The sequence below is a fragment of the Terriglobales bacterium genome, assembly GCA_035573675.1.
In the GTDB taxonomy this organism is placed as follows: domain Bacteria; phylum Acidobacteriota; class Terriglobia; order Terriglobales; family Acidobacteriaceae; genus DATMAB01.
Genome location: DATMAB010000015.1, coordinates 318,729 through 340,214, shown reverse-complemented (window position 1 = coordinate 340,214; position 21,486 = coordinate 318,729). Strand labels below are relative to the sequence as shown.

Annotated in this window: 19 protein-coding genes; 18 read left to right on the top strand and 1 reads right to left on the bottom strand. The window is 63.6% G+C overall.

What is annotated here, in order from left to right:
* The first annotated feature begins 31 nt into the window (after positions 1-31).
* The 4 genes from carA (at position 32) to VNK82_07050 (ending at position 7,123) form a co-directional block, all read left to right on the top strand.
* Positions 32-1,162 (top strand): glutamine-hydrolyzing carbamoyl-phosphate synthase small subunit, encoded by a 1,131-nt coding sequence (carA, locus tag VNK82_07065; GenBank protein HXE90707.1) that lies wholly within the window; start codon positions 32-34, stop codon positions 1,160-1,162.
* 853 nt (positions 1,163-2,015) lie between these two features.
* Complete coding sequence (locus VNK82_07060) at positions 2,016-2,531, top strand: transposase (protein HXE90706.1); 516 nt, start codon at positions 2,016-2,018, stop codon at positions 2,529-2,531.
* Positions 2,532-5,840, top strand: a complete 3,309-nt coding sequence (gene carB / locus VNK82_07055) for a carbamoyl-phosphate synthase large subunit (GenBank protein HXE90705.1) — start codon at positions 2,532-2,534, stop codon at positions 5,838-5,840.
* A 146-nt stretch (positions 5,841-5,986) separates the two neighbouring features.
* Positions 5,987-7,123 carry a DUF1028 domain-containing protein gene (locus VNK82_07050; protein HXE90704.1) on the top strand — a complete coding sequence of 379 codons (1,137 nt, stop codon included), beginning with the start codon at positions 5,987-5,989 and terminating at the stop codon, positions 7,121-7,123.
* A 7-nt stretch (positions 7,124-7,130) separates the two neighbouring features.
* On the opposite strand, the gene VNK82_07045 is transcribed toward VNK82_07050, so the two are convergent.
* Positions 7,131-7,673, bottom strand: coding sequence for a cytochrome c oxidase assembly factor Coa1 family protein (locus VNK82_07045; GenBank protein HXE90703.1), 543 nt, complete (start codon positions 7,671-7,673; stop codon positions 7,131-7,133).
* 146 nt (positions 7,674-7,819) lie between these two features.
* On the opposite strand from VNK82_07045, the gene VNK82_07040 reads away from it, so the two are divergent.
* The 14 genes from VNK82_07040 (at position 7,820) to VNK82_06975 (ending at position 21,258) form a co-directional block, all read left to right on the top strand.
* Entirely contained in the window at positions 7,820-8,875 is a 1,056-nt protein-coding gene (locus VNK82_07040; protein ID HXE90702.1) for a dihydrodipicolinate synthase family protein, read from the top strand.
* 2 nt (positions 8,876-8,877) lie between these two features.
* Positions 8,878-9,342: a hypothetical protein gene (locus tag VNK82_07035; GenBank protein HXE90701.1), complete on the top strand. Its 465-nt coding sequence runs from the start codon at positions 8,878-8,880 to the stop codon at positions 9,340-9,342.
* 26 nt (positions 9,343-9,368) lie between these two features.
* Positions 9,369-10,016 carry a TetR/AcrR family transcriptional regulator gene (locus VNK82_07030; protein HXE90700.1) on the top strand — a complete coding sequence of 216 codons (648 nt, stop codon included), beginning with the start codon at positions 9,369-9,371 and terminating at the stop codon, positions 10,014-10,016.
* A gap of 48 nt (positions 10,017-10,064) precedes the next feature.
* Positions 10,065-10,874 carry an enoyl-CoA hydratase/isomerase family protein gene (locus VNK82_07025; protein ID HXE90699.1) on the top strand — a complete coding sequence of 270 codons (810 nt, stop codon included), beginning with the start codon at positions 10,065-10,067 and terminating at the stop codon, positions 10,872-10,874.
* Entirely contained in the window at positions 10,875-11,234 is a 360-nt protein-coding gene (locus VNK82_07020) for a hypothetical protein (protein ID HXE90698.1), read from the top strand.
* Between the two features lie 11 nt (positions 11,235-11,245).
* Positions 11,246-12,718, top strand: coding sequence for an aldehyde dehydrogenase family protein (locus VNK82_07015; GenBank protein ID HXE90697.1), 1,473 nt, complete (start codon positions 11,246-11,248; stop codon positions 12,716-12,718).
* A gap of 102 nt (positions 12,719-12,820) precedes the next feature.
* Positions 12,821-13,993, top strand: a complete 1,173-nt coding sequence (locus tag VNK82_07010; protein HXE90696.1) for a Phenylacetic acid catabolic protein — start codon at positions 12,821-12,823, stop codon at positions 13,991-13,993.
* Between the two features lie 77 nt (positions 13,994-14,070).
* Entirely contained in the window at positions 14,071-14,859 is a 789-nt protein-coding gene (locus tag VNK82_07005; protein ID HXE90695.1) for a CoA-transferase, read from the top strand.
* A gap of 5 nt (positions 14,860-14,864) precedes the next feature.
* Positions 14,865-15,656 (top strand): enoyl-CoA hydratase/isomerase family protein, encoded by a 792-nt coding sequence (locus VNK82_07000; protein HXE90694.1) that lies wholly within the window; start codon positions 14,865-14,867, stop codon positions 15,654-15,656.
* A 592-nt stretch (positions 15,657-16,248) separates the two neighbouring features.
* Positions 16,249-17,154 (top strand): CoA-transferase, encoded by a 906-nt coding sequence (locus tag VNK82_06995; protein ID HXE90693.1) that lies wholly within the window; start codon positions 16,249-16,251, stop codon positions 17,152-17,154.
* A 47-nt stretch (positions 17,155-17,201) separates the two neighbouring features.
* Positions 17,202-17,606 carry a rhodanese-like domain-containing protein gene (locus VNK82_06990; GenBank protein HXE90692.1) on the top strand — a complete coding sequence of 135 codons (405 nt, stop codon included), beginning with the start codon at positions 17,202-17,204 and terminating at the stop codon, positions 17,604-17,606.
* Between the two features lie 31 nt (positions 17,607-17,637).
* Positions 17,638-18,141: a (2Fe-2S)-binding protein gene (locus VNK82_06985; GenBank protein HXE90691.1), complete on the top strand. Its 504-nt coding sequence runs from the start codon at positions 17,638-17,640 to the stop codon at positions 18,139-18,141.
* Entirely contained in the window at positions 18,138-18,467 is a 330-nt protein-coding gene (locus VNK82_06980) for a DUF1330 domain-containing protein (protein HXE90690.1), read from the top strand. Before VNK82_06985 ends, VNK82_06980 begins: the two co-directional genes overlap by 4 nt.
* Positions 18,468-18,687: 220 nt before the next feature.
* Positions 18,688-21,258: a molybdopterin cofactor-binding domain-containing protein gene (locus tag VNK82_06975; protein HXE90689.1), complete on the top strand. Its 2,571-nt coding sequence runs from the start codon at positions 18,688-18,690 to the stop codon at positions 21,256-21,258.
* The last annotated feature ends 228 nt before the right edge of the window (positions 21,259-21,486 follow it).

The window sequence follows — 21,486 nt, the reverse complement described above, 5'->3', positions numbered from 1 at the left end:
GAATTCATAAAATCCAGTTCCCGGAGCGCGAATGGAGGCCATCCTGGCGCTGGAAGACGGACGCGTCTTCCGCGGCAAAGGGTTCGGTGCAAAAGGCGAGTGCTACGGGGAAGTCGTTTTTAATACCGCCATCACCGGCTACCAGGAGATCTTCACCGACCCGTCCTACGCCGGGCAGATCGTAGTCCTCACCAACCCTCAGATAGGGAACTACGGGACCAATCCTGACGACCAGGAGTCCACGCGGCCCTACATCGAAGGGCTGGTGGTGCGCGAGTTCTCCCGCATCAGCTCCAACTGGCGCTCGCAAGAAGTAGCGGAAGAATACCTGGAGCGCTTCAAGATTCCCGTCATCGCGGAGATCGACTCGCGCGCCGTGGTTCGCCACCTGCGCGAGCATGGCGTGATGCGCGGGGTGATCTCTTCGCTTGAGACCGACGCCGAAAAGCTCATTGCCAAGGCGCTCTCCATCCCCAAGATGGATGGCCAGGATCTCGCCAAAGTGGTCACCACGAAACAGCGCTACGTCTGGGAAGTGGGTGAGCGCTCCCACGAGCCGACGGAAGTAGTCGGCGTGAAGGACGAGCCGGCGCGCTTCCACGTGGTGGCCTACGACTACGGCATCAAGCACAGCATCCTCAGGAAGCTGGTGGCCAACGGCTGCAAGGTCACGGTGGTGCCGGCAGAGACACTCGCCGAAGACGTGCTGGCGCTCTCACCGGACGGCGTGTTTCTCTCCAACGGCCCCGGCGACCCGGAGCCGTGCACGTACGCGCAGGAGAACATCCGGCGGCTGGCGGGGCGCGTGCCCATCTTCGGCATCTGCCTGGGACACCAGTTGATCGGCTTGGCCCTGGGCGGCAAGACCTACAAGCTGAAGTTCGGCCATCACGGCGGCAACCATCCGGTGAAGCAACTGGCGACGGGAAAGGTGGAGATCACCTCGCACAACCACAATTTCGCCGTGGACCCGGACTCGCTGCCGGCGAACGAGGTCGAGTTCACGCACATGAACCTGAACGACCAGACGCTGGAGGGCCTGCGCCACAAGAACCTGCCGCTGTTCTGCGTGCAATACCACCCCGAAGCGGCGCCGGGCCCGCATGACTCGCATTACCTGTTCGGGGATTTCGTGAGGATGATGGAGGAGTGGAAGCAGTGAGGAACCGGGCCCTTGTCGTTAGGGCGGCAATATTGGCGCTTGCTTCTGCTGCGTTGAACTCTGCAGTTTCGCAGAATACCCCGAGTGGAACAGACTCGGATGAAATCAAACTTCTGGACTTGGGGCCGTGCGAGGGCATTCACCTTGGGAGCTGTGTGAAGCTAAGTTGCACGACGATCCGTGTCGTAGACGAAAAGGGCGTGGTCATGAAGGGTCAGAAGCTGCGACTGCGCACACTCATGATCACGTGGCCCACAAAGGGTATTTCAGCCTTCCAAGTCGGCATGAGCAAGCCCATTGCGAAGCTAAGGACAGACGAAACAGGAAATTTCAGTTTGGTCAGAATTCCCGAGGGCAAGTACCTGCTCGAGGCTCCCACGCCGAACGGGTCTGCCTTCATTACGCTTGTTCTGGAGAGGCAGCGAACATCCGAGGAGTGCTCTGTACGCCTACAGTTAAACAAGGGGAAATCGACTCTCACAATCTTGGAACCATGCTAATGCCGCGTCGCACGGACATCTCGAAGATCCTGATGATTGGAGCGGTACCGGTTGTACCTCAGCGGCTAAAGCCGCAGATTGGGGGCGGCCGTATCGGCGGGCCTGAAGGCCCGCCCTTTCAAGAAGTAAGGGAGTCCGACCGGGATTGCCTCATGAAGTTCTTGACGGACAGGGCGGGGAGATTTGAAAGGGCGCGGCTTCAGCCGCGCCGTAAGGGCGGGCGAGGTGGACGGCTTTAGCCGCTGAGGGAAATGAGACCAAAGCGAGAGCCAGCGACGGAGAACCGGCAGACCTACATGGTCTCCTCGACCACTTGGGGTCGACGGGGCCTTTTTCGGGCCGAGCGCTGGGCCGTGCTGCTTGTCGATACTCTCTACCACTATCGCGGATCGGCGTATCTGCTGCACGAGGTCGTGGTCATGCCCGACCACTTCCACGCCATCATCACTCCTTTGACCAGCCTGGAGAAGGCAGTGCAGTTTATCAAGGGCGGGTTTTCGTATCGGGCGAAGAAAGAGCTTGGGTCGAACATGGAAGTCTGGCAAAAAGGTTTCAGCGATCATCGGGTTCGGGATGAGGCGGACTATGCGGTGCACGTCGACTATGTTCATCAGAATCCAGTGAAGGAGAGGCTTTGCGCGAATCCCGAGGAGTATCCCTATTCCTCCGCCTATCCGGGATTTGCCTTGGACCCGATGCCCCAGCGGCTAAAGCCGCAGATTGAGGGTGGCTCTTGCGGCGCGGCTGAAGCCGCGCCCTTTCAAAGCGAAAACCCTGGGCGGCGAAAGCCGTGCTCCGAAAGGGGCAGTTACGGCGCAGCTAAAGCTGCGCTTTTTCAAGGACTAAGCAGCAATGGAGAAGACCGCTGAATGCCCCGTCGTACTGACATCTCGAAGATTCTGATCATCGGCTCGGGGCCGATCGTCATCGGGCAGTCGGCGGAGTTTGATTACTCCGGGACGCAGGCGTGCAAGGCTCTGAAAGCTGAAGGATTCGAGGTGGTGCTGGCGAACTCGAATCCGGCCACCATCATGACCGACCCGGAGTTCGCCGACCGCACCTACATCGAGCCGCTCACCAAGGATTACCTCGACGAGATCATCCGCATCGAGGCGGAGATGTGCGCTGGGCGCGGCTTCGCGCTGCTGCCCACAGTCGGCGGACAGACGGCGCTGAACTTGGCGGTGGAGCTGGCCGACTCAGGGATCCTCGAAAAATACAACGTCGAGCTTATCGGAGCGCAGCTCAGGGCCATCAAGATGGCCGAGGACCGGCTGCTGTTCAAGGACGCGATGACCCGCATCGGCCTCGACGTCCCGAAATCGGCGCTGGTCAACAACCTGAAGGACGGCTTGGAGTTCAGCGGCAAGATCGGGTTCCCGGTCATCATCCGTCCGTCGTTCACGCTGGGCGGCACGGGCGGCGGCATCGCCTACAACCGCGAAGAGCTGCTGGAGTTGCTGGCGCGCGGGCTCGACCTCTCGCCGGTGCACGAGGTGCTGATCGAGGAATCGGTGCTGGGCTGGAAGGAGTACGAGCTGGAGGTGATGCGAGACCTGGCGGACAACGTCATCGTCATCTGCTCCATCGAGAACTTCGATCCCATGGGCGTGCACACCGGCGACTCCATCACCGTCGCTCCCGCGCAGACGCTCACCGACCGCGAATACCAGGCCATGCGCGATGCCGCCATCGCGGTGATCCGCGAAGTGGGCGTGGAGACCGGCGGGTCGAACATTCAGTTCGCCGTGAACCCCGCGACGGGGCGCATGGTCGTGATCGAGATGAACCCGCGCGTCTCGCGGTCCTCGGCGCTGGCTTCCAAGGCCACTGGGTTCCCCATCGCGAAGATAGCGGCTCGCCTCGCGGTGGGCTATTCGCTGGATGAGATCCCCAACGACATCACGCGCAAGACGCCGGCCTGCTTCGAGCCTACGCTCGACTACGTGGTGGTGAAGATTCCCAAGTGGCAGTTCGAGAAGTTCCCCGGCGCGGATGAGACGCTTGGGCCGCAGATGAAGTCGGTCGGCGAAGTGATGGCCATCGGGCGCACCTTCAAGGAAGCGCTGATGAAAGGCGTGCGCTCGCTGGAGACGGGCAGGCGGCCGGGCTCAGAGAAGATCGAGCCGCGCATCCTGACCCAGCGTCTGGTCACGCCCCATCCCGAGCGCCTGAGCTACCTGCGCTATGCGCTGCGCCAGGGGCACACGGTCAAGGAACTGGCCAAGATGACCGCCATCGATCCGTGGTTTCTCTATCAACTGAAAGAGATCACGGAGATGGAGATGGAGGTGGAGAAACACCCGCTGGAATCGCTGCCGGCTCGGGTGCTGGCGGCGGCCAAGCGCGCCGGGCTTTCCGACGCCCGGCTGGGCGTGGCGTGGCGCATCCCGGATGGCCAGGCCGCGGCCAGCAAGATCCGCCATCTGCGCAAGAAGCATGGGGTCGCGCCGGTGTACAAGCGCGTGGACACCTGCGCTGCCGAATTCGAGAGCTACACGCCCTATCTCTATTCGACCTACGAGGAAGAGGACGAAGCCACGCCCACCGACCGCAAGAAGGTAATCATCCTGGGCTCCGGGCCGAACCGCATCGGGCAGGGGATCGAGTTCGATTACTGCTGCTGCCACGCCTCGTTCGCGTTGCGCGAGGACGGCTACGAGACGGTGATGGTCAACTGCAATCCGGAGACGGTCTCCACCGACTACGATACCAGCGACCGGCTGTACTTCGAGCCGCTGACGCTGGAGGACGTGCTGGCGGTGTACGAGCACGAAGCCTCGCGCGGCGCGCCGGTGGGCGTGATCGTGCAGTTCGGCGGGCAGACGCCGCTCAACCTGGCGCTGCCGCTCAAGGCAGCGGGCGTACCGATCATCGGTACGTCGCCTGAGTCCATCGACCTGGCCGAAGACCGCAAGCGCTTCGGAAAGCTGCTGGAGGAACTCGATATCCCGCAGCCGCGGGGCGCCACCGCCACCAGCGTGGAGCAGGCCGTGGCAGCGGCGAATCAGATCGGCTACCCGGTTCTGGTGCGTCCGTCGTACGTGCTGGGTGGGCGGGCCATGGTCATCGCCTACGACGACGACTCCGTCATCCGTTACATGAAGGAGGCGGTGGACTATTCGCAGGAGCGACCCGTGCTCATCGACCACTTTCTCGAAGACGCCACCGAAGTGGACGTGGACGCGCTCTCCGACGGTGAAGACGCGGTGATCGCCGGCATCATGCAGCACATCGAGGAGGCCGGCATCCACTCCGGCGATTCCTCCTGCGTGCTGCCTGCCGTGGATATCCCGCAGGCGGCCATCGAAACCATGCGCGAGTACACCTTCCGCCTGGCGCGCGCGCTGCATGTCGTCGGGCTGATGAACATCCAGTTCGCCATCCAGCGGGAGAAGGTGTACGCGCTGGAGGTCAACCCGCGCGCCTCGCGCACCGTGCCCTACGTTTCCAAGGCCACCTGTGTGCCGCTGGCCAAGATTGCGGCGCGGCTCATGGTGGGCCGCAAGCTGCGGGAGTTCCTGCCCGAGCACGTCGAGCGCGGTACGGACCTCACGACCAGCGGGTGCTACTTCGTGAAGTCGCCGGTGTTCCCGTGGTCGAAGTTCCCGGGAGTGGATACCGTCCTGGGTCCGGAGATGAAGTCTACGGGCGAGGTGATGGGCGTGGCGGACACGTTCGGGGAGGCCTTCGCTCGCGCGCAGCTCTCCGCTGGCTTGACGCTGCCTACGGCGGGCACGATTTTCCTGAGCGTTACCGATCGCGATAAGCCGGCTGCCGTGCCCATCGCACAGCGCTTTTCCGAACTAGGCTTCCGCATCGTGGCCACGCACGGCACCGCCGACGCGCTGGAGCAGGCTGGGCTGGTGGTGGACCGCGTCTACAAGGTCAAGGAAGGGCGCCCCAACGTGGTGGATCTCATCAAGGGCGACAAGATCCAACTGGTCATCAATACACCGCACGGCGCTGAACCGTGGTTCGACGAGAAAGCCATCCGCCGCGCCGCCGTGACTCACCACGTACCGACCATGACCACGCTCTCGGCGGCCCGCGCCGCCGCGGAGGGCATCGCCGCCCGCCAGCGGGGCGAGATCAGCGTGCGGGCCCTGCAGCAGTTGCATGCCGGGCGGGAAGTTGAGGCGCTTGCGCGGCGTCTGAGCCGCGCGCCGAAATCCTGAGCGAAGCCAAGGACCTACCCAAGTAATTCCTCGCCACAGAGGCACAGAGACACAGAGCGTTCTTCGCTTGTCCCGAGCGAACGAGGGACCGCTAGTCCTGTACAGTTCCCCGGGATTGTTACAATCGGCGCCTCGTGAGGTGGTGCATGAAACGTGTGCTCTTGATCGGAATACTGCTGGGCGTCTCTGGTGCGGATTTGGCTGCGCAGCAAACGTCGCCGCGGCCCTTGCGCCCTGTCTCCACCTACTCCATCGTGGCTCGCGATCCGCAGACGGGAGAGATGGGCGTGGCGGTGCAATCGCACTGGTTCTCGGTGGGGCAGATCGTCCCGTGGGCGGAAGCCGGTGTGGGTGCAGTGGCCACGCAGTCGTTCGTCGATCCGAGCTACGGCAAGTTGGGGTTGGAGTTGATGCGGGCGGGGAAGAGCGCGCCCGAGGCCCTGCGCGGGTTGCTGGCGGCGGACGCCGGCCGCGAGGTGCGCCAAGTAGCAATGATCGATGCCCAGGGGCGCGTGGATGCCTACACCGGCAAAAATGACATTCAGGCGGCGGGGAACATCGTTGGGGCGCAGTTCTCCGTCCAGGCCAACCTGATGGCCAACGACAAGGTCTGGCCCGCCATGGCCAAGGCATATCAGGAAACCAAGGGCGACCTGGCCGACCGCATGCTGGCGGCTCTGGAGGCGGCGCAGGCGGTGGGCGGAGATATCCGCGGGATGCAGTCGGCGGCGCTCATCGTGGTCAAGGCCAAGTCGTCCGGCAAGCCCTGGGAAGACCGCATCTTCGACCTGCGCGTGGATGACAGCGTGGAGCCGCTCAAGGAGCTGCGGCGCCTGGTGACGCTGCAGCGCGCCTACAACCACATGAACGCTGGAGACCTCGCCGTCGAGCACAAAGACAACGAGGCCGCGCTGCGCGAGTACGCCGCCGCAGAAGCGCTGGCGGCGAACGCGGAGGGCATCCCCACAAGCCGCCTGGCGGAGATGACCTACTGGCATGCCGTGGCGCTGGTCAATATGAAGCGCGTGCAGGACGCGCTGCCGCTGTTCGAGAAGGCCTTCAAGCTGCAGCCAAGCTGGCGCGAGCTGACGCCTCGGCTGCCCAAGTCCGGCCTGCTGCCGGATGATCCGCAACTGATCGAACGCATCGTGGGGCTGCCGCCGCTAGCCGAGTTGCAGCATCCGCCAGGACTAGCCGTATGTAGGGTCCTGCCGCACAAGAACTGCTACGGCGGGATGGGGCAGGATCGGGCAGGCCGGAACTTCCACTTCTGTACCTGCTAGGTTGGCGCTATTGTTCCTGCACTCCCGGCGTCTCTTCCAGCAGGTTGATTCGCTCCGGTTCGCCCTCGATTTCGACCTCGAGGATGTTGTATTGCCATTCGCCGGCTTGCTTGACCGCGTCCACGTGGATGGTGCCCTTGCCGCGCGGGCCAGAAATGGGAATGCCGATCTTGGCCTCGCCGTGCTCGGGCGTGACGTTGAACGAGCCGGTGAACATCCAGCCTTCTTCGATGGGTGTGCCCAGCTTCTGCACGACGGCGGGATTGGCGCGCGCTCGCGCCACAGACTCCTTGTAGATCTCCTCATTCTTCATCGAGCCGAACACCACGGCGAGGATGAGGGCGACGAAGGCGAAGATGAGCACGATGAAACCGAAGCAGCCCACGGGGACGACCCACTTCCAATTGCGTCCCAGCCAGCTCTTCTGGGGCACGCCGGGCAGGCCCGGCGAGACCGGACCGCCGGCAGGCTTTTCGCTCAGCAGGCGCCCGCAGCCGGGGCACACCGTGGAGCCCGCAGGAATGTCGATGCTGCAACTGGGACATTGCATGGGTCACCGCCCTCAAAAGGATGGGGCCGGACTGTACCGCGAATGGGGCCCCGAAGCAATGGGCGCATTGGTTTCGTGGACCTCTCTGTGTATGCTGGATATGCGGCGCAGCCGTTAGTGACGACTGACGACCGAAGACGACAACTGTGCTCCTCCACGGCATTTTCCCACCCATCACCACGCCGTTCTATCCGGATGGCGCGGTGTACTTCCGCAAGCTGGAGGCCAACGTCGAGCGCTATTCGAAGACTCCCGTCGCCGGGCTCGTGGTGCTGGGCTCGACGGGAGAGGCTCTGATGCTCAGCGACCAAGAACGGCGCGAGGTGCTGCGCGTGGCGCGCGAGGCCGCGGCGCCGGAAAAAGTGCTGATTGCGGGCACGGGGATCGAGTCGGCGAGCGAAACGCTGCGACTCACCGAATACGCCGCCGGGCTGGGCTACGACGTCGCCATGGTGCGCACTCCGCACTACTACAAGCGCCAGATGCAGCCGGCCAATATGCTGGCCTTCTATCGCACGGTCGCGGACCGCTCGCCGCTGCCGGTAATCATCTACAACTTTCCGCAGGCCACGGGGTATGACATCCCGGCGGAAGTGGTCATGGCGCTGGCCGAACATCCGAACCTGATCGGGATCAAGGAATCGAGCGGCGACGTAGCCAAGGTGAAGGCCATGGTGGAGGGCACTCGCCACGTGCGGCGTACCGCAACGGTGACCGAGGTCTTCGCCGCAGTGACGGGAAGGATGCTGTCGTCGCCGGCCGCGGCAGGAGACGCGGGGTTGATTGCAGCTTCGGTCCTCACGGGCGAGGGCGGAGGCGCAGCCGTCCAGGCGCCTCCGATTCGGAAAACCCGCACAAAAGAGGTCGGCTTCCAGGTGCTGGTGGGCTCGGCGCAGACCTTGAAGGATTCGCTCGACGTAGGCGCCGTGGGAGCCATCCTGGCGTTCGCCGACTGCGCACCCACCGCCTGCTACGAGATCTACACCGCCTGGAAGGAAGACGACCAGGCGCTGGCCAAGGAGAAGCAGCAGCGCATCGCCGAGGCGGCGAAGAAGATCGTGGGTGAGTTCGGGATTCCCGGCGTGAAATACGCCATGGACTTCAACGGCTACTACGGCGGGCCTCCGCGGTTGCCCCTGCTGCCGCCCACGGCGGATGTCAGGCAAGAGATTGAGCGGCTGCTGGCCGGGATCAGGAACTGAGCGTGGAGCGCCGACCTAAGGCCACACGAACGAATGTGCTGCCCGCCACCCCGCGCCGCCGGATGTCTCCAGGCGCGAACCGGCCGGTCCTGTTGCCGGTTTCCCAGGAGATGAAGCACTGGGCGGCCATGCTGGGCGGAGAACTCGAAACCTGGCCCGGCGTAAGCACCAAGCCCATGTTCGGATTCCTCAGCTTCTATCGCGGCAAGACCATCTTCGCCGCCCTGCCCAAGACGCGCTCCGTGGGCTCGTCCCACTCGTTCATGTTCCGGGTAGGTGAAGACTCCCGGCTGAAGGCCAGGGCCGCGCAGGATTCGCGCATCGGATCAGCGGACATCTCGAAGTCGCGCTGGCTGACCTTCGAGGTGCAGTCTGAGGCCGACCTGCGGGATGCCCTCACCTGGCTCGACCAAGCCTACCTGGCGGCCGGCAAGCCGCGCTTGACGAAACGGGGACGCAAGGCCTAGAATATCGAACGTTCGTTCGAGTAGCCTTGCCCACTGCTGCCACTCATCGCTCCGAATCTGCTGTCCTCGCCGACCGCCGGTTTGACCGGCGTCTTGCCGAAATCCTGGCCCACGCCACCGAGGTCTTCTGCCAGAAGGGCTATGAAGGCGCTTCCATGCGCGACCTCTCCCGCGCCACGGGCACGTCGCTGGCCGGCCTCTATTACTACTTCGAGAGCAAGGAGAAGCTGCTCTACCTCATCCAGAAGCACACCTTCTCCACCATCCTGGAACGTTTGCAGGAGCGCCTGGAAGGGGTGAAGGATCCGGAGCAGCGGGTGCGCGTGCTGGTGGAGAACCACCTCGACTATTTTCTGGCGAACGGGGCGGCCATGAAGGTGCTCTCCCACGAGGCCGATGTGCTGAAGAACGCCTACGGAGCCGAGATCGCCGCCATCAAGCGCCAGTACTACCGCACGGCGATGGAGCTGCTGGAAGACCTGAAGCGCTCCCAGGGGCTAGAATTCAATGCGCGCATCGCGGTGCTGAGCCTGTTTGGCATGATGAACTGGATCTACACCTGGTATAACCCGCGCGTGGACGCCGGCGCCGGAGCACTGGCCCGGCAGATGGGCGATCTATTCTTGCGCGGCATTCTGGGCTCTGGTCGCGCCCGGCGCAACGGCCGGCGCTGAGCGACATTTCCACCCTGGATACAGGGAATCTTGGGAAGGAGTTTTTCGATGGTGACCGCAACGGAAACTGCAGCGAAGCCGCTCATCAATTATCGCGTGGAGCAGGGCGTGGCTGTGATCGAGATGAACGATCCCCCGGCCAACACCTACACCTACGAGATGAACCGCCAGCTCGACGAAGCCATCCTCAAGGCGCGTATGGCGAACGACGTCCACGTCATCGTCCTGACCGGCGCGGGAGACAAGTTCTTCTCCGCGGGCGCCAACATCAAGATGCTGGCCAGCGTGGATCCTGTTTTCAAGTATTACTTCTGCCTGCATGCCAATGAGACGCTGCTGCGCCTGGAGCACACGCCCAAGCTGGTGATCGCCGCGCTGAACGGGCACACCGTGGGCGGCGGCCTGGAGATCGCCATGGCTGCGGACCTGCGCATTGCGCGGCGCGATGCCGGCAAGATCGGCCTGCCGGAGATCAACCTGGGCGTGCTGCCTGGCACCGGCGGAACGCAGCGGCTGTCGCGCATCGTCGGCAAGTCCAAGGCCATCGAGCTGATGGTGACCGGCAACACCTTCTCCTTCGAGGAGGCCAAGGAGTTGGGCCTGGTGAACGACATCTTCGAGCGCGAAAACTTCATGGAGAGCGTGATGGAATACGCCCGCCAGTTCTGCCCGCCCAACAAGGCGGCCATGGCGGTGGGCCACATCAAGCGCTCGGTGCAGACCGGCTGGGAGATTCCGCTGGAGTCGGCGCTGGCCGTCGAGCGCGAGCTGCAATCGCTGCTGTTCAAGAGCCAGGACGCCAAGGAAGGCCTGAACGCCTACGTGGAGAAGCGTCCGGCGGAGTTCAAGGCAAGGTAGATGAAAGCCTTCACAGTCTCCTTGAATGGCAGGAGGTTGTGCACCGCGGGCGTGGGCGGTGACGGCGTCCTGACTGCGATAGTGGCTTTCGTCGCTGGCCACCGCGACGAAGAGTTGAACGTGAGCGTGGGCGGCCTGCGCACTGCGGGCCAGCACGCACACGTCGATTGGGTAAAGAAAAACCTGAAGGTTGGCGACGAAGTACACGTGAAGATTGTCGAGACAGTCTCCATAGACCGCCCCGTCCGAACGAAGCGTCGGAATCGCGCAGCGGAGATGAGGGCCGACAAGCGCTTCGTTCGGGAGGGCGCTAAGAAGTACGGATGGAAGATCGTCAAGAGGACGGCAAGTTCCCACTGAAAGGCAAGTGAATGATTGCAGCCACCAAAGCGAAGCTCGAGCCCGGCAAGCTGCTCATCGGCGGCGAGTGGCGGGACTCTTCCGACGGCAAGACGTTCGAGACCGTGAACCCCGCCACGGGCGAAGTGCTCACGCACATCTCCCAAGGGACAGTGCAGGACGTGGACGCGGCGGTCGCGGCGGCGCGCAAGGCCTTCGACGACGCGAACGGCCCGTGGCAGAAGATGACGGCTAGCGAGCGCGGCAAGGTGCTGTGGCGTATCGCCGACCTCATCGAGCGGGACATCGACGAGATCGCCGAGATCGAAACCCTCGATAACGGCAAGCCCATTTTCGAATCCCGCTACGTGGATGTGCCCACCGTGGCTGAGGTCTTCCGCTACTACGCCGGCTGGGCTACGAAGATCCACGGCGAGACCATCAACTCGCGCGCCAACGCTTTTACCTACACCCTGCGCGAGCCAGTGGGCGTGGTGGCGGCCATCGTGCCGTGGAACTTCCCCCTGCTGCTGGCAGCCTGGAAGATCGCTCCGGCGCTGGCGACTGGCAATACCGTCATCTGGAAGCCGGCCACGCAGACGACGCTTTCCGCGCTGCGCATCGGGAAACTGATGCTGGAGGCCGGTGTGCCCGCGGGTGTGGTGAACATCCTGCCGGGACAGGGCTCGGTAGTCGGCATGGCCCTGGTGAAGCATGCCGGCGTGGACAAGGTCGCGTTCACCGGCTCGACCGTGGTGGGCAAGGAAGTGATGCGCAGCGCGGCCGACACCGTGAAGCGTCTGACGCTCGAACTGGGCGGCAAGTCGCCGAACATCGTCTTCGCCGATGCCGACATGGAAGCCGCCATTCGCGGCGCCGCCAACGGCATCTTCTACGGCAAAGGCGAAGTCTGCGCCGCGGGTTCCCGCCTGTTCGTGGAGAAGAAGGTCCACGACCAGTTCATGGAGAAGCTGGTGGACCGCACCAAAAAGCTCAAGCCCGGGGACCCGCTCGATCCCAAGACCCGCCTGGGCGCCATCGTCAGCGAACAGCAGATGAAGACTGTGCTGGGCTACATCGAAAAGGGCAAGCAGGAAGGCGCCAGCCTGGTGGCCGGCGGCAGCCGCGCGTCCGTGGACGGCGGCCAGGGCTACTTCATCGAGCCCACGATCTTCGATGCCGTGGATAACAAGATGACCATCGCCCAGGAAGAAATCTTCGGTCCGGTGCTGGCCACCATCAGCTTCGAAGATCCCGAAGAAGTCGCTGCCATGGCCAACCAGAACATCTACGGTCTGGCGGCAGCGGTCTGGACCAACGATATCAAGAAGGCGCACACCGTGGCGCGCCGGCTGAAGGCGGGCACGGTATGGGTGAATGCCTACAACCTGTACGACGTGGCGCTTCCGTTCGGCGGTTACAAGCAGTCCGGATTCGGCCGCGAGCTGGGCATGCACGCCATCGAGCACTACACGGAGCTCAAGAGCGTGTGGGTGAATCTGTAATGTAGGAACTGTAGAGACGTTGCTTGCAACGTCTCCGCGAGAACTGACGGTAAGGAGACGCAGCAAGCTGCGTCTCTACGAAGAAAGAGGATAGAAAGCCAGATGCCGGGAAGAGTCTTCAAGATCGGAACCTTCAGCGATTGGGCGGGCCTGTTCGAGGAGTGGCGCAAGGAGATCGGCGTCAACCCCAAGGAGATCGCCGAGTTCAAGTTCGAGACCCTGTACGGGGCCATCGAGACCAACGAGATCCAGTTCGGCCACTACAAGGGGCGGCCGAAATGGGAGAACGTGCGCCAGATGCCCACGCAGAACATGCGCGACGCCCTGCTGAACATGATCGTCTACCAGGGCGACACCGAGTTCGCCAGCGTCGAGCAGCAGCGCTTCCTGTTCGAGACCGCGCCCAGCGACTACGATCGCAAGGCGCTCACCCGGGTGATGATCGAAGAAATGCGCCACGGGTGGCAGATGTGCGCCCTCCTGATCGAGCACTTCGGCCAAACCGGCAAGGTGGAAGCGCAGAAGATGCTGGAGCGCCGCGCCTTCGAGAACAAGCGCCTGCTCAACGCCTTCAATGAGAACGTGGACAACTGGATGGACTTTTTCACCTACACCGACTTCGTGGACCGCGACGGCAAGTTTCAGCTCCAGATGCTGAAGTATTCCGGCTTCGCTCCGCTGGGACGTTCCATGTCCTACATGCTGCGCGAGGAGGCTTTCCACATGGGCACCGGCAACGACGGGATCCGCCGCGTGGTGGAAGCCGGGGTCGTGCCGGGCTGGTTGATTCAGAAGTATCTGAACAAGTGGATATCGGAGTCCTACGATCTGTTCGGCACGGACAACTCGTCGTCCGCGCACTGGGCGTACGTGTGGGGCATCAAGGGACGCTATGACGAACCCGCCAACAAACTGGAGCCGCAACTGGACGACCTGAACGACTACAACCGCCAGCTCTACCGCGACGAGGTTGCCGGCCTGGTGGCGCGTTTCAACAACAGTCTGAAGCCGGGACAGCCGAGGCTCTACGCGCCGCACATCAGGTTCAACCGCACCATCGGGCGCTGGGCCAACCAGAGGTTCCACCCGCAGACCGGCGAGCCGGTGGAAGAGAAGGCCTACGAACAGCAGCTTCCCGAATGGCTGCCCACGGCAGCGGACAAGAAGCTGCTGCTGGAGATCATCGGTTCGGAGAAGGGCTGGATTGCGCCCAAAGAGGGCGGCCGCGACCCGCTGGCGACCATCGGGGAAGTGCGCAAGGCCGCGATTCAGTAACGCGCCGCGAGGACCGGGAAGCTGAGGGGCACGGCACGGTCCGTGCCCCGTTTCACAAGGCAGAGACAAGATCGGCCGTGACCACGACTTCCATTCCCGACGTCTCCGCCCGCTCCGGCTACACGCTGGGTGAGCTGATGGTGGCCGCGGCAGCGCGCGAGATCCGCGACGGCGAGATCGTCTTCGTCGGCATGCGCCTGCCGCTCATCGCCTTCGTGGTGGCCAAGAAGACGCACGCTCCCAGCGCCATCGGCCTGTTTGAGAATGGCGTAGTGCGCTCCACCCCGGCCCAGGAGCTTATCTACACCATGGCCGACCCGCCCAATCTGCTGGGCGCAACCCAGTGCCTGGATATGCTGAGCGTGATGAGCCTGCTGCAATCGGGACGCGTCGACCTGGGCTTCCTGGGCGCAGCCGAGGTGGACCGCTTCGGCAACCTGAACTCCACCCGGGTCGAGAACAAGAACGGCTTCGTGCGGCTGCCGGGTTCGGGCGGAGCGTGCGACATCGCTTCGCTGGCGCAGCGCTTCGTCGTCCTGCTGGAACACGACAAACGGCGGCTGCCGGAGCGCGTCAGCTATGTGACCAGCCCAGGCTACGGAGACGGCCGCGGGTGGCGCGAGCGCGCCGGCCTGCCACGCGGAGGTCCCAGCGCCGTCATCACCAGCAAAGCTGTGCTGCGCTTCGGCGAGGACGGTGAGGCCTTCCTTGACTCCGCGCATCCCGGCGTCACCGTGGAGGACGTGCGGGCGAACACTGGGTGGAACCTGCGTGTCGCCGAGCGCATATCCGTCACCCCGGAGCCCTCGGCCGCCGAGCTCAAGGCGATTCGCGAGTACGATAAGAAGGGATTCTGGACGAGGTAACTGACATGGCCGCAACCCCACTGACCCGCATGACCCACACGAAGATTTGCCTCGAGCTGGCGCCGCCCGTGGCGCGCATCAAGCTCAGTAATCCGCCGCTCAACGTCATCGACATCCCCATGATGGATGAGTTGAAAGAGGCGCTGGCAGAGATCGAGCAGCGCGCCGACATCAGCGTAATCGTCTTTGCAGGTTCGGAGAAGGCCTTCTCCGCCGGCGTGGATGTCGCCGCGCACACCCCGGAAAACGTGCGTGACATGCTGACCCGCTTCCACGCCGCCATCCGCGCCATCGTGGCCAGCCGCAAGGTCACCGTCGCCGCCGTGCGCGGCCTGTGCCTGGGAGGCGGCGCCGAGCTGGCCATGGTCTGCGACCTGGTCTACACCGCGGACGGCGCCACCTGGCAGTTCCCGGAGATCAAGCTGGCCTGCTTCCCGCCGGTGGCCGCTGTGGCCCTTTCGGCGCTCATCGGCCAGAAACGGGCGGCGGAACTGGTGCTGACCGGCCGTTCGCTCAAAGGGCCGGAGGCCGCGGCCATCGGGCTGGCCAACGGCGTCACTGCCGAAGACGACCTCGAGGCGATGGTCCAGCAGGCCGTCCATCACCTGGAGCAGTTGAGCCCGGCCGCGCTGGCCGTGACCAAGAAGGCTTTCTACGCCTGGGACGCCATCCACTTCGACAAAGGTCTGGCCAAGGCCGAGCAGGTCTACTTCGAGGAACTGATGAAGACCGAGGATGCCGTTGAGGGCATCCAGGCGTTTTTGGAGAAGCGCAAGCCGGTGTGGAAAGGGAAATAGGTGACGCGTAGGCGAACAATCGTCGTCGATTCTGACGCCATCACGACGAGTATGTTCGCAGCGCTTTTCGTGCTCACTGTACTGGCGATGGTTTCGAGTGTTTGGGAGCTGATTGACGGGGTATTCCCGATACGATCCGTAAACAAGAATACGTACTTGAGTGCGGTGGTTGGCCTGTTTGGGTTGTACGGCTTTAGACACTCTCGCTTACTTCAGCTCGCATGTGGTCTGATGCTCGTCGGCGCGTCTGTAAGGCTGGCGCTTCACTGGGCAGGTGCCTCTGGCGACGCGCAGAAGCTCGCTGCCGCTGGCCTGACCCTCCTCAGCATTATGCTATTCATGACGTTTTCGAGCTTTTTCATTCAGTACTTTAGAGCGAGAGTTCGCGTGGTGAACGATTCTGACGAGGGGCTGAATTGAGCAAGCTCTTCCCCCTGCACGATGCCATCGCCGAGCACGTCCCTGACGGCTGCTCGCTTGCCATGGGGCTGCAGCTGGAGCAGATGTTGAGGCGGTTTGCGGGCGTGAGCATAGCCGAAGGCGAAGCGGGAGCCCGCAGCCGAAATCCTGAGCAGAGCGAGGGAACTCTATCATGTCCAAGCTGATGACGATGCGCGAGGCGATAGCCGAGCACATCAGTGATGGAACCCACATCGCTTTTGGCCTGCAGTTGGAGCAGATGATTCCTTTTGCCGCTGGCCACGAGATCATCCGCCAGAAGAAGCGCGGGCTGACGCTTATCGGGCCGATTTCGGATGTGCTGTTCGACCAGCTCATCGGCGCCGGTTGCGTGGAGCGCGTCATCGCTGCCTGGGTGGGCAACGTGATGATGGGTTCGGCCTACAACTTCCGCCGCGCCGTCGAGTCGGGCAGCGTCAAGGTCACAGATATGACCAATTTCGGTGTCGCGCTGGCTCTCCAGGCGGCCGCCATGGGAGTTCCGTTCCTGCCCGCGCGTACCGCTCTGGGCTCGGACGTCGCCCGTGACAACGAATTCTTCACGGAGTTCAACTCGCCCTTCACGGGAGAAAAGCTACACGCGGTTCGCGCTATCGTCCCGGATGTCGCCATCGTCCACGTGCAGCGCGCCGACGCAGAGGGCAACGCCCACTGCTGGGGCAACTTCGGCGTGATGCTGGAAGGAGTAAGGGCGGCACGGCGCGTCATCGTGGTAGCGGAGAAGATCGTCGAGCCGGAAGTGATTTCGAGCGATCCCAACCGCACCGTGATCCCCGGCTTCCTGGTCAGCGCCGTGGTCGAGTGCCCCTACGGGGCGCATCCTTCGCCGGTGCAGGGCTGCTACAAGCGGGACGACGCAGCTTTCCAGCAGTACCACGAGCAGACCAAGACTCCGGCAGACTTTGCGGCGTGGCTGGAGCGCTGGGTGCTAAGCGTTGCGGATCGAGGCGAGTACATGAACCGCATCGGCGCGTGTCGCCAGCAGGAGCTGGCGGTGGAGAAGCATGCCTACGCGGCACAAGTGGATTTTGGATATTAACGCTTGTCATTCCGAGCGAAGCGAGGAATCCCTCTGCTCGGAACGGCATGGCGGGAGTAGGGATCCCTCGGCTGCCTGCTTCCTCGCAAGGCTCGGTCGCAGGCGCTCGGGATGACAAGGGAACGAAAACGGACTTCGAGATCACACCCGAACAAGTGAAGGCCCTGGCCGAAAACGGGTCACGGTTCACGCTGCTCGACGTGCGTGAGCCCTGGGAAGTGCAGACGGCGAGCATCGCCGGCTCGACGCTCATCCCCATGTCGGACGTGCCCGCGCGGGCCCACCGGGAACTGGACCCGGAGGAGCACATCGTGGTCGTATGCCATCACGGCATCCGCTCCGCCAACGTATGCGCCTGGTTGCGGCAGCAGGGATTCGAGAAGGTGCAGTCCATGCGCGGCGGCATCGACCAGTGGTCGCGTACCATCGACCCCAAAGTGCCGCTCTATTGATTCTGAGAACTGAGAACCGAGAACTGAGAACTTGAAGAAGGAACTCATCGAACTGCGCGTGAACGGGCGTCGCCACGAACTGGCGGTCGAGCCCTCGAAGCTCCTGCTCGACGTCCTGCGCGAAGACCTGAAGCTTACCGGCTCCAAGCGCGGCTGCGACGACTCTTCCTGCGGCGCCTGCACCGTGCTGCTGAACGGCGTGCCGGTGCTTTCCTGCACCATGCTCGCCGGCAGTTGCGCCGGTGACGACCAGGAGGTGACGACCATCGAGGGCGTGGCCGAGCACGGCGCGCTGGCCGCCATCCAGAAGGCCTACGGTGACTGGGGCGGCGCGCAGTGCGGCTACTGCACTCCGGGCTTCCTGATGACCGTGAAGGCGCTGCTGGCGGCCAACCCGGAGCCCACCGACGACGAAATCCGCAACGCCCTCAGCGGCAACCTCTGCCGCTGTACCGGCTACACGCAGATGTACCAGGCGGTGAAGGCGGCAGTGGAGGCGGAGCAGAAGGGGAGAGAATCGGCGGTGAACCCATGACCTACGTGGTGGTCACCATCAAGAAGATTAAGGACCTCGAGGCGTTCCGTGAATATGCCGGCCGCGTGCGACCGCTCATTGAGCGGCACGGCGGCCGTTATGTCGCCGTGGACAGGGCGCCTGTCGTGCGCTCGGGCGAGTGGCCGTTTGTGCGCACGGTGATTGTTGCCTATCCCGATTTTGCGGCGGCACAGAGATGGTACGACTCCCCGGAGTACCAAGAGATCATTCCCATACGCATGCGGGCGATCGACGCCAACATCGCCATGGTGCGCGATCCCGAAGAGGCGGGAGTCGACATGGATCCCCGGAAGAGCGGAGCATGAGCCAATCTGCCATCAGCGAAAAAAGGGAAGTAGAGACGTTGCTGCAACGTCTCCCGGAAGACGCAGCGAGCTGCGTCTCTACGAGGGGCCAATGCCCGTAGCGGGTGTCGAGCGTTGAGCTGACAGCTAGTAGCCAGCAGCTAGGAGCTAGAGGCCGTAAAGCCAAGAGCCCGAAGCTAATGGCTCACAACCAAACGGTTAAGTCAAGATCGAGCAGAACATGAGCGATTTCTCCATCATCGGCAAATCCGTCGCGTTCGTGGACGCAGCGGAAAAAACCACCGGCTCGGGCAAGTACACGGACGACCTGTCGCTGCCCGGCATGCTGATCGGCAAGATCCTGCACTCGCCGCATCCCCACGCCCGCATCAAGCGCATCCATGCCTCGAAGGCCCTGGCGCTGGAAGGCGTCGTCGCGGTGGTGACCGGCCAGGATGCGCCCAACAAGTACGGCATCCTGCCCGTCGGCCACGACGAAACCGCGCTGGCCGTGGACAAGGTCCGTTACATCGGGGACAACGTGGCCTGCGTCGTCGCTGTCAGTGAGGCGGTGGCGGAACAGGCGCTGGAGCTGATCGAAGTCGAGTACGAAGTCCTGCCCGCGTATTTCGATCCGGAAGAATCCATGAAGGCCGAAGCCGACCTCATCCACGATCACAAGCCGCACAACATCGAGAAGGATTACCACCACGTCTTTGGCGATCCGGAAAAAGGCTTTGCGGAAGCCGATCACATCGCCGAGGCTCGCTTCATCGCCAACGAGGTGACGCACGCGGCCATGGAGCCGCACTCCACCCTGGCCTCGTTCGACTTCGACCCGCACACCGGCAAGCCCGGGCGCTTGACGGTGTGGTCTTCGACCCAGGTGCCGTACTACCTGCAGCACAAGCTTTCCATCGTGCTGGAGATGCCGATGGCGCAGATCCGCGTCATCAAGCCGCTGGTAGGCGGCGGCTTCGGCGGCAAGAGCGAAGTCATCCCGCTGGAGATCATCGCGGCGGTAGCGGCGCGCGCAGCCCGCGCGCCGGTCAAGATCACCTACACCCGCGAGGAAGTGTTCTGGGCGCACCGCGGTCGTCCGCGCACCATCATCGATCTGAAGACCGGCGTGAAGCGCGACGGCCGCATCACCGCCGTCGCTGCCAAAGTGATTCAGGATGGCGGTGCCTACTGCTCGTATGGCGTGGTGACCATCCTCTATTCGGGCGCGTTGCTGGGCGCGCTCTACGACATCCCCAACATCCGCTATGACGGCTATCGCGTGCTCACCAACAAACCCGCCTGCGGGGCCATGCGCGGCCACGGCACCGTGAACGTGCGCTTCGCTTTCGAGTCGCAACTGGATGAGATTGCCGCGGCGCTCAAGCTGGACCCGGCCGAGATCCGCCGCGTCAACCTGCTGCGGCCGCCTTGCATCACGGTCAACGGGCTGCGCGTGCAGAGCTACGGCCTGCCGGAATGCATCGAGAAGGTGGTAGAGCGCTCGGCCTGGCGGGAGCGCCGGGGCAGGCTCGGCCGCGGGCGCGGCCTGGGCCTGGGTTGCAGCCACTACGTCAGCGGCGCGGCCAACTCCATCATCCGTTCGGACATGCCACACTCCACCGTGAACATCAAGGTGGACCGCGACGGCGGCGTTGTGGTCTACACCGGGGCGTCCGAAATTGGCCAGGGGTCGGACACCATGACCGCGCAGATTGCCGCCGAAGTCCTGGGCTGCTCGCTCTCGCGCATCAAGATCGTCGCCGCCGACACTGACCTTACGCCCATCGACATCGGCTCGTACTCCAGCCGCGTTACTTTCATGGCCGGCAACGCCACCATGCGCGCCGCCGACGAGGTGAAAAAGCAGATCGTCGCTGCCGCCGCGCGCAAGATGAACTGCGCCCCCGAAGACGTCGTGATGCGCAACGACCTGGTTTTCAAGAAAGGCATGGCGGAAAGCGCGGCGCAAACCGAGGCTCGCATCGCCCGCGAGCAGGCGGCCGGCCGCGTGGAAGAAGGCCAGATCCTGCGCGGCTCCCTGCAGCAGAAACGCAAGGAAGAAGGCCCCAAGGACTGGATGACTTTCGAGGAAGCGGTGGTTGCAGCCATCGACTTCCACGGCGCTCTCACCGGAACCGGTTCCTATGCGCCGCCGCAGGAAGCGCGCGGCGGCAAGCACAAAGGCGCGGGCGTGGGGCCGTCGCCGGCCTACTCCTATGCCGCGCAGGTGGCCGAGGTCAGCGTCGATGAAGAAACCGGCGTCGTAACCGTGCACAAGATCTGGGCCGCGCACGATTGCGGACGCGCCCTCAACCCCGTCTCCGTCGAGGGCCAGGTCATTGGGTCCGTCTGGATGGGACTGGGCCAGGCGCTCCAGGAAGAAATGGTCTGGAAAGACGGCCTGCTGATGAATCCCGGCCTGCTCGAATACCGCTCACCCTCGGCAGTGGAGTCGCCGGAGGTCGAATGCATCATCGTGGAGAGCGTGGACCCGGAAGGTCCCTTCGGCGCAAAAGAATGCAGCGAGGGCTCTCTGGCCGCGACCATTCCCGCCATCGCCAACGCCATCTACGACGCCGTGGGCATTCGCCTGCATGAAGCGCCGTTCACGCCCGAGCGGGTGCTGGCGGGGCTGCGCGCCCAAAAGGGCGCAAAGAAACTCGACCTGACGGAAGGCGTCGACCCCGCAGCTCCAACCAGGTTCCGCGAGCACGGTGGCGCATTGTGGTATCGCGGCAAGGGCCCGGAGCGCCACCCGGACGATCCGGCACGACGCTTGCAGACAACAAACGAGTCGACGGGCGAGTAGACAATGGGTCCCTCAACTATCGCGCTACTGAAGGCGTACCTGCCTGGTTTCGAGCCGGAGGTGGTCACTGGGCCACACGGCTGGGAGACAGTGTACCTGCCACGCGCTTCAGGAGCCGATTATGCGTTCTCGGTTCATGAGGAACCAGGTGGGGAGCGGCAGATCGGAGCGGATAGGACAGGCGGCAGGCCCGGGGAATACTTCTGGTGGTATCCGTTCGAGATGGCT

What these genes read in the sequence shown, in the direction of transcription:
- carA (HXE90707.1), top strand. Translation starts at nt 32, where the DNA reads ATGGAGGCCATCCTGGCGCTGGAAGACGGACGCGTCTTCCGCGGCAAA.
- carB (HXE90705.1), top strand. Translation starts at nt 2,532, where the DNA reads ATGCCCCGTCGTACTGACATCTCGAAGATTCTGATCATCGGCTCGGGG.
- VNK82_07050 (HXE90704.1), top strand. Translation starts at nt 5,987, where the DNA reads ATGAAACGTGTGCTCTTGATCGGAATACTGCTGGGCGTCTCTGGTGCG.
- VNK82_07045 (HXE90703.1), bottom strand. Translation starts at nt 7,673, where the DNA reads ATGCAATGTCCCAGTTGCAGCATCGACATTCCTGCGGGCTCCACGGTG.
- VNK82_07025 (HXE90699.1), top strand. Translation starts at nt 10,065, where the DNA reads ATGGTGACCGCAACGGAAACTGCAGCGAAGCCGCTCATCAATTATCGC.
- VNK82_07020 (HXE90698.1), top strand. Translation starts at nt 10,875, where the DNA reads ATGAAAGCCTTCACAGTCTCCTTGAATGGCAGGAGGTTGTGCACCGCG.
- VNK82_07015 (HXE90697.1), top strand. Translation starts at nt 11,246, where the DNA reads ATGATTGCAGCCACCAAAGCGAAGCTCGAGCCCGGCAAGCTGCTCATC.
- VNK82_07010 (HXE90696.1), top strand. Translation starts at nt 12,821, where the DNA reads ATGCCGGGAAGAGTCTTCAAGATCGGAACCTTCAGCGATTGGGCGGGC.
- VNK82_07000 (HXE90694.1), top strand. Translation starts at nt 14,865, where the DNA reads ATGGCCGCAACCCCACTGACCCGCATGACCCACACGAAGATTTGCCTC.
- VNK82_06995 (HXE90693.1), top strand. Translation starts at nt 16,249, where the DNA reads ATGTCCAAGCTGATGACGATGCGCGAGGCGATAGCCGAGCACATCAGT.
- VNK82_06990 (HXE90692.1), top strand. Translation starts at nt 17,202, where the DNA reads ATGGCGGGAGTAGGGATCCCTCGGCTGCCTGCTTCCTCGCAAGGCTCG.
- VNK82_06980 (HXE90690.1), top strand. Translation starts at nt 18,138, where the DNA reads ATGACCTACGTGGTGGTCACCATCAAGAAGATTAAGGACCTCGAGGCG.
- VNK82_06975 (HXE90689.1), top strand. Translation starts at nt 18,688, where the DNA reads ATGAGCGATTTCTCCATCATCGGCAAATCCGTCGCGTTCGTGGACGCA.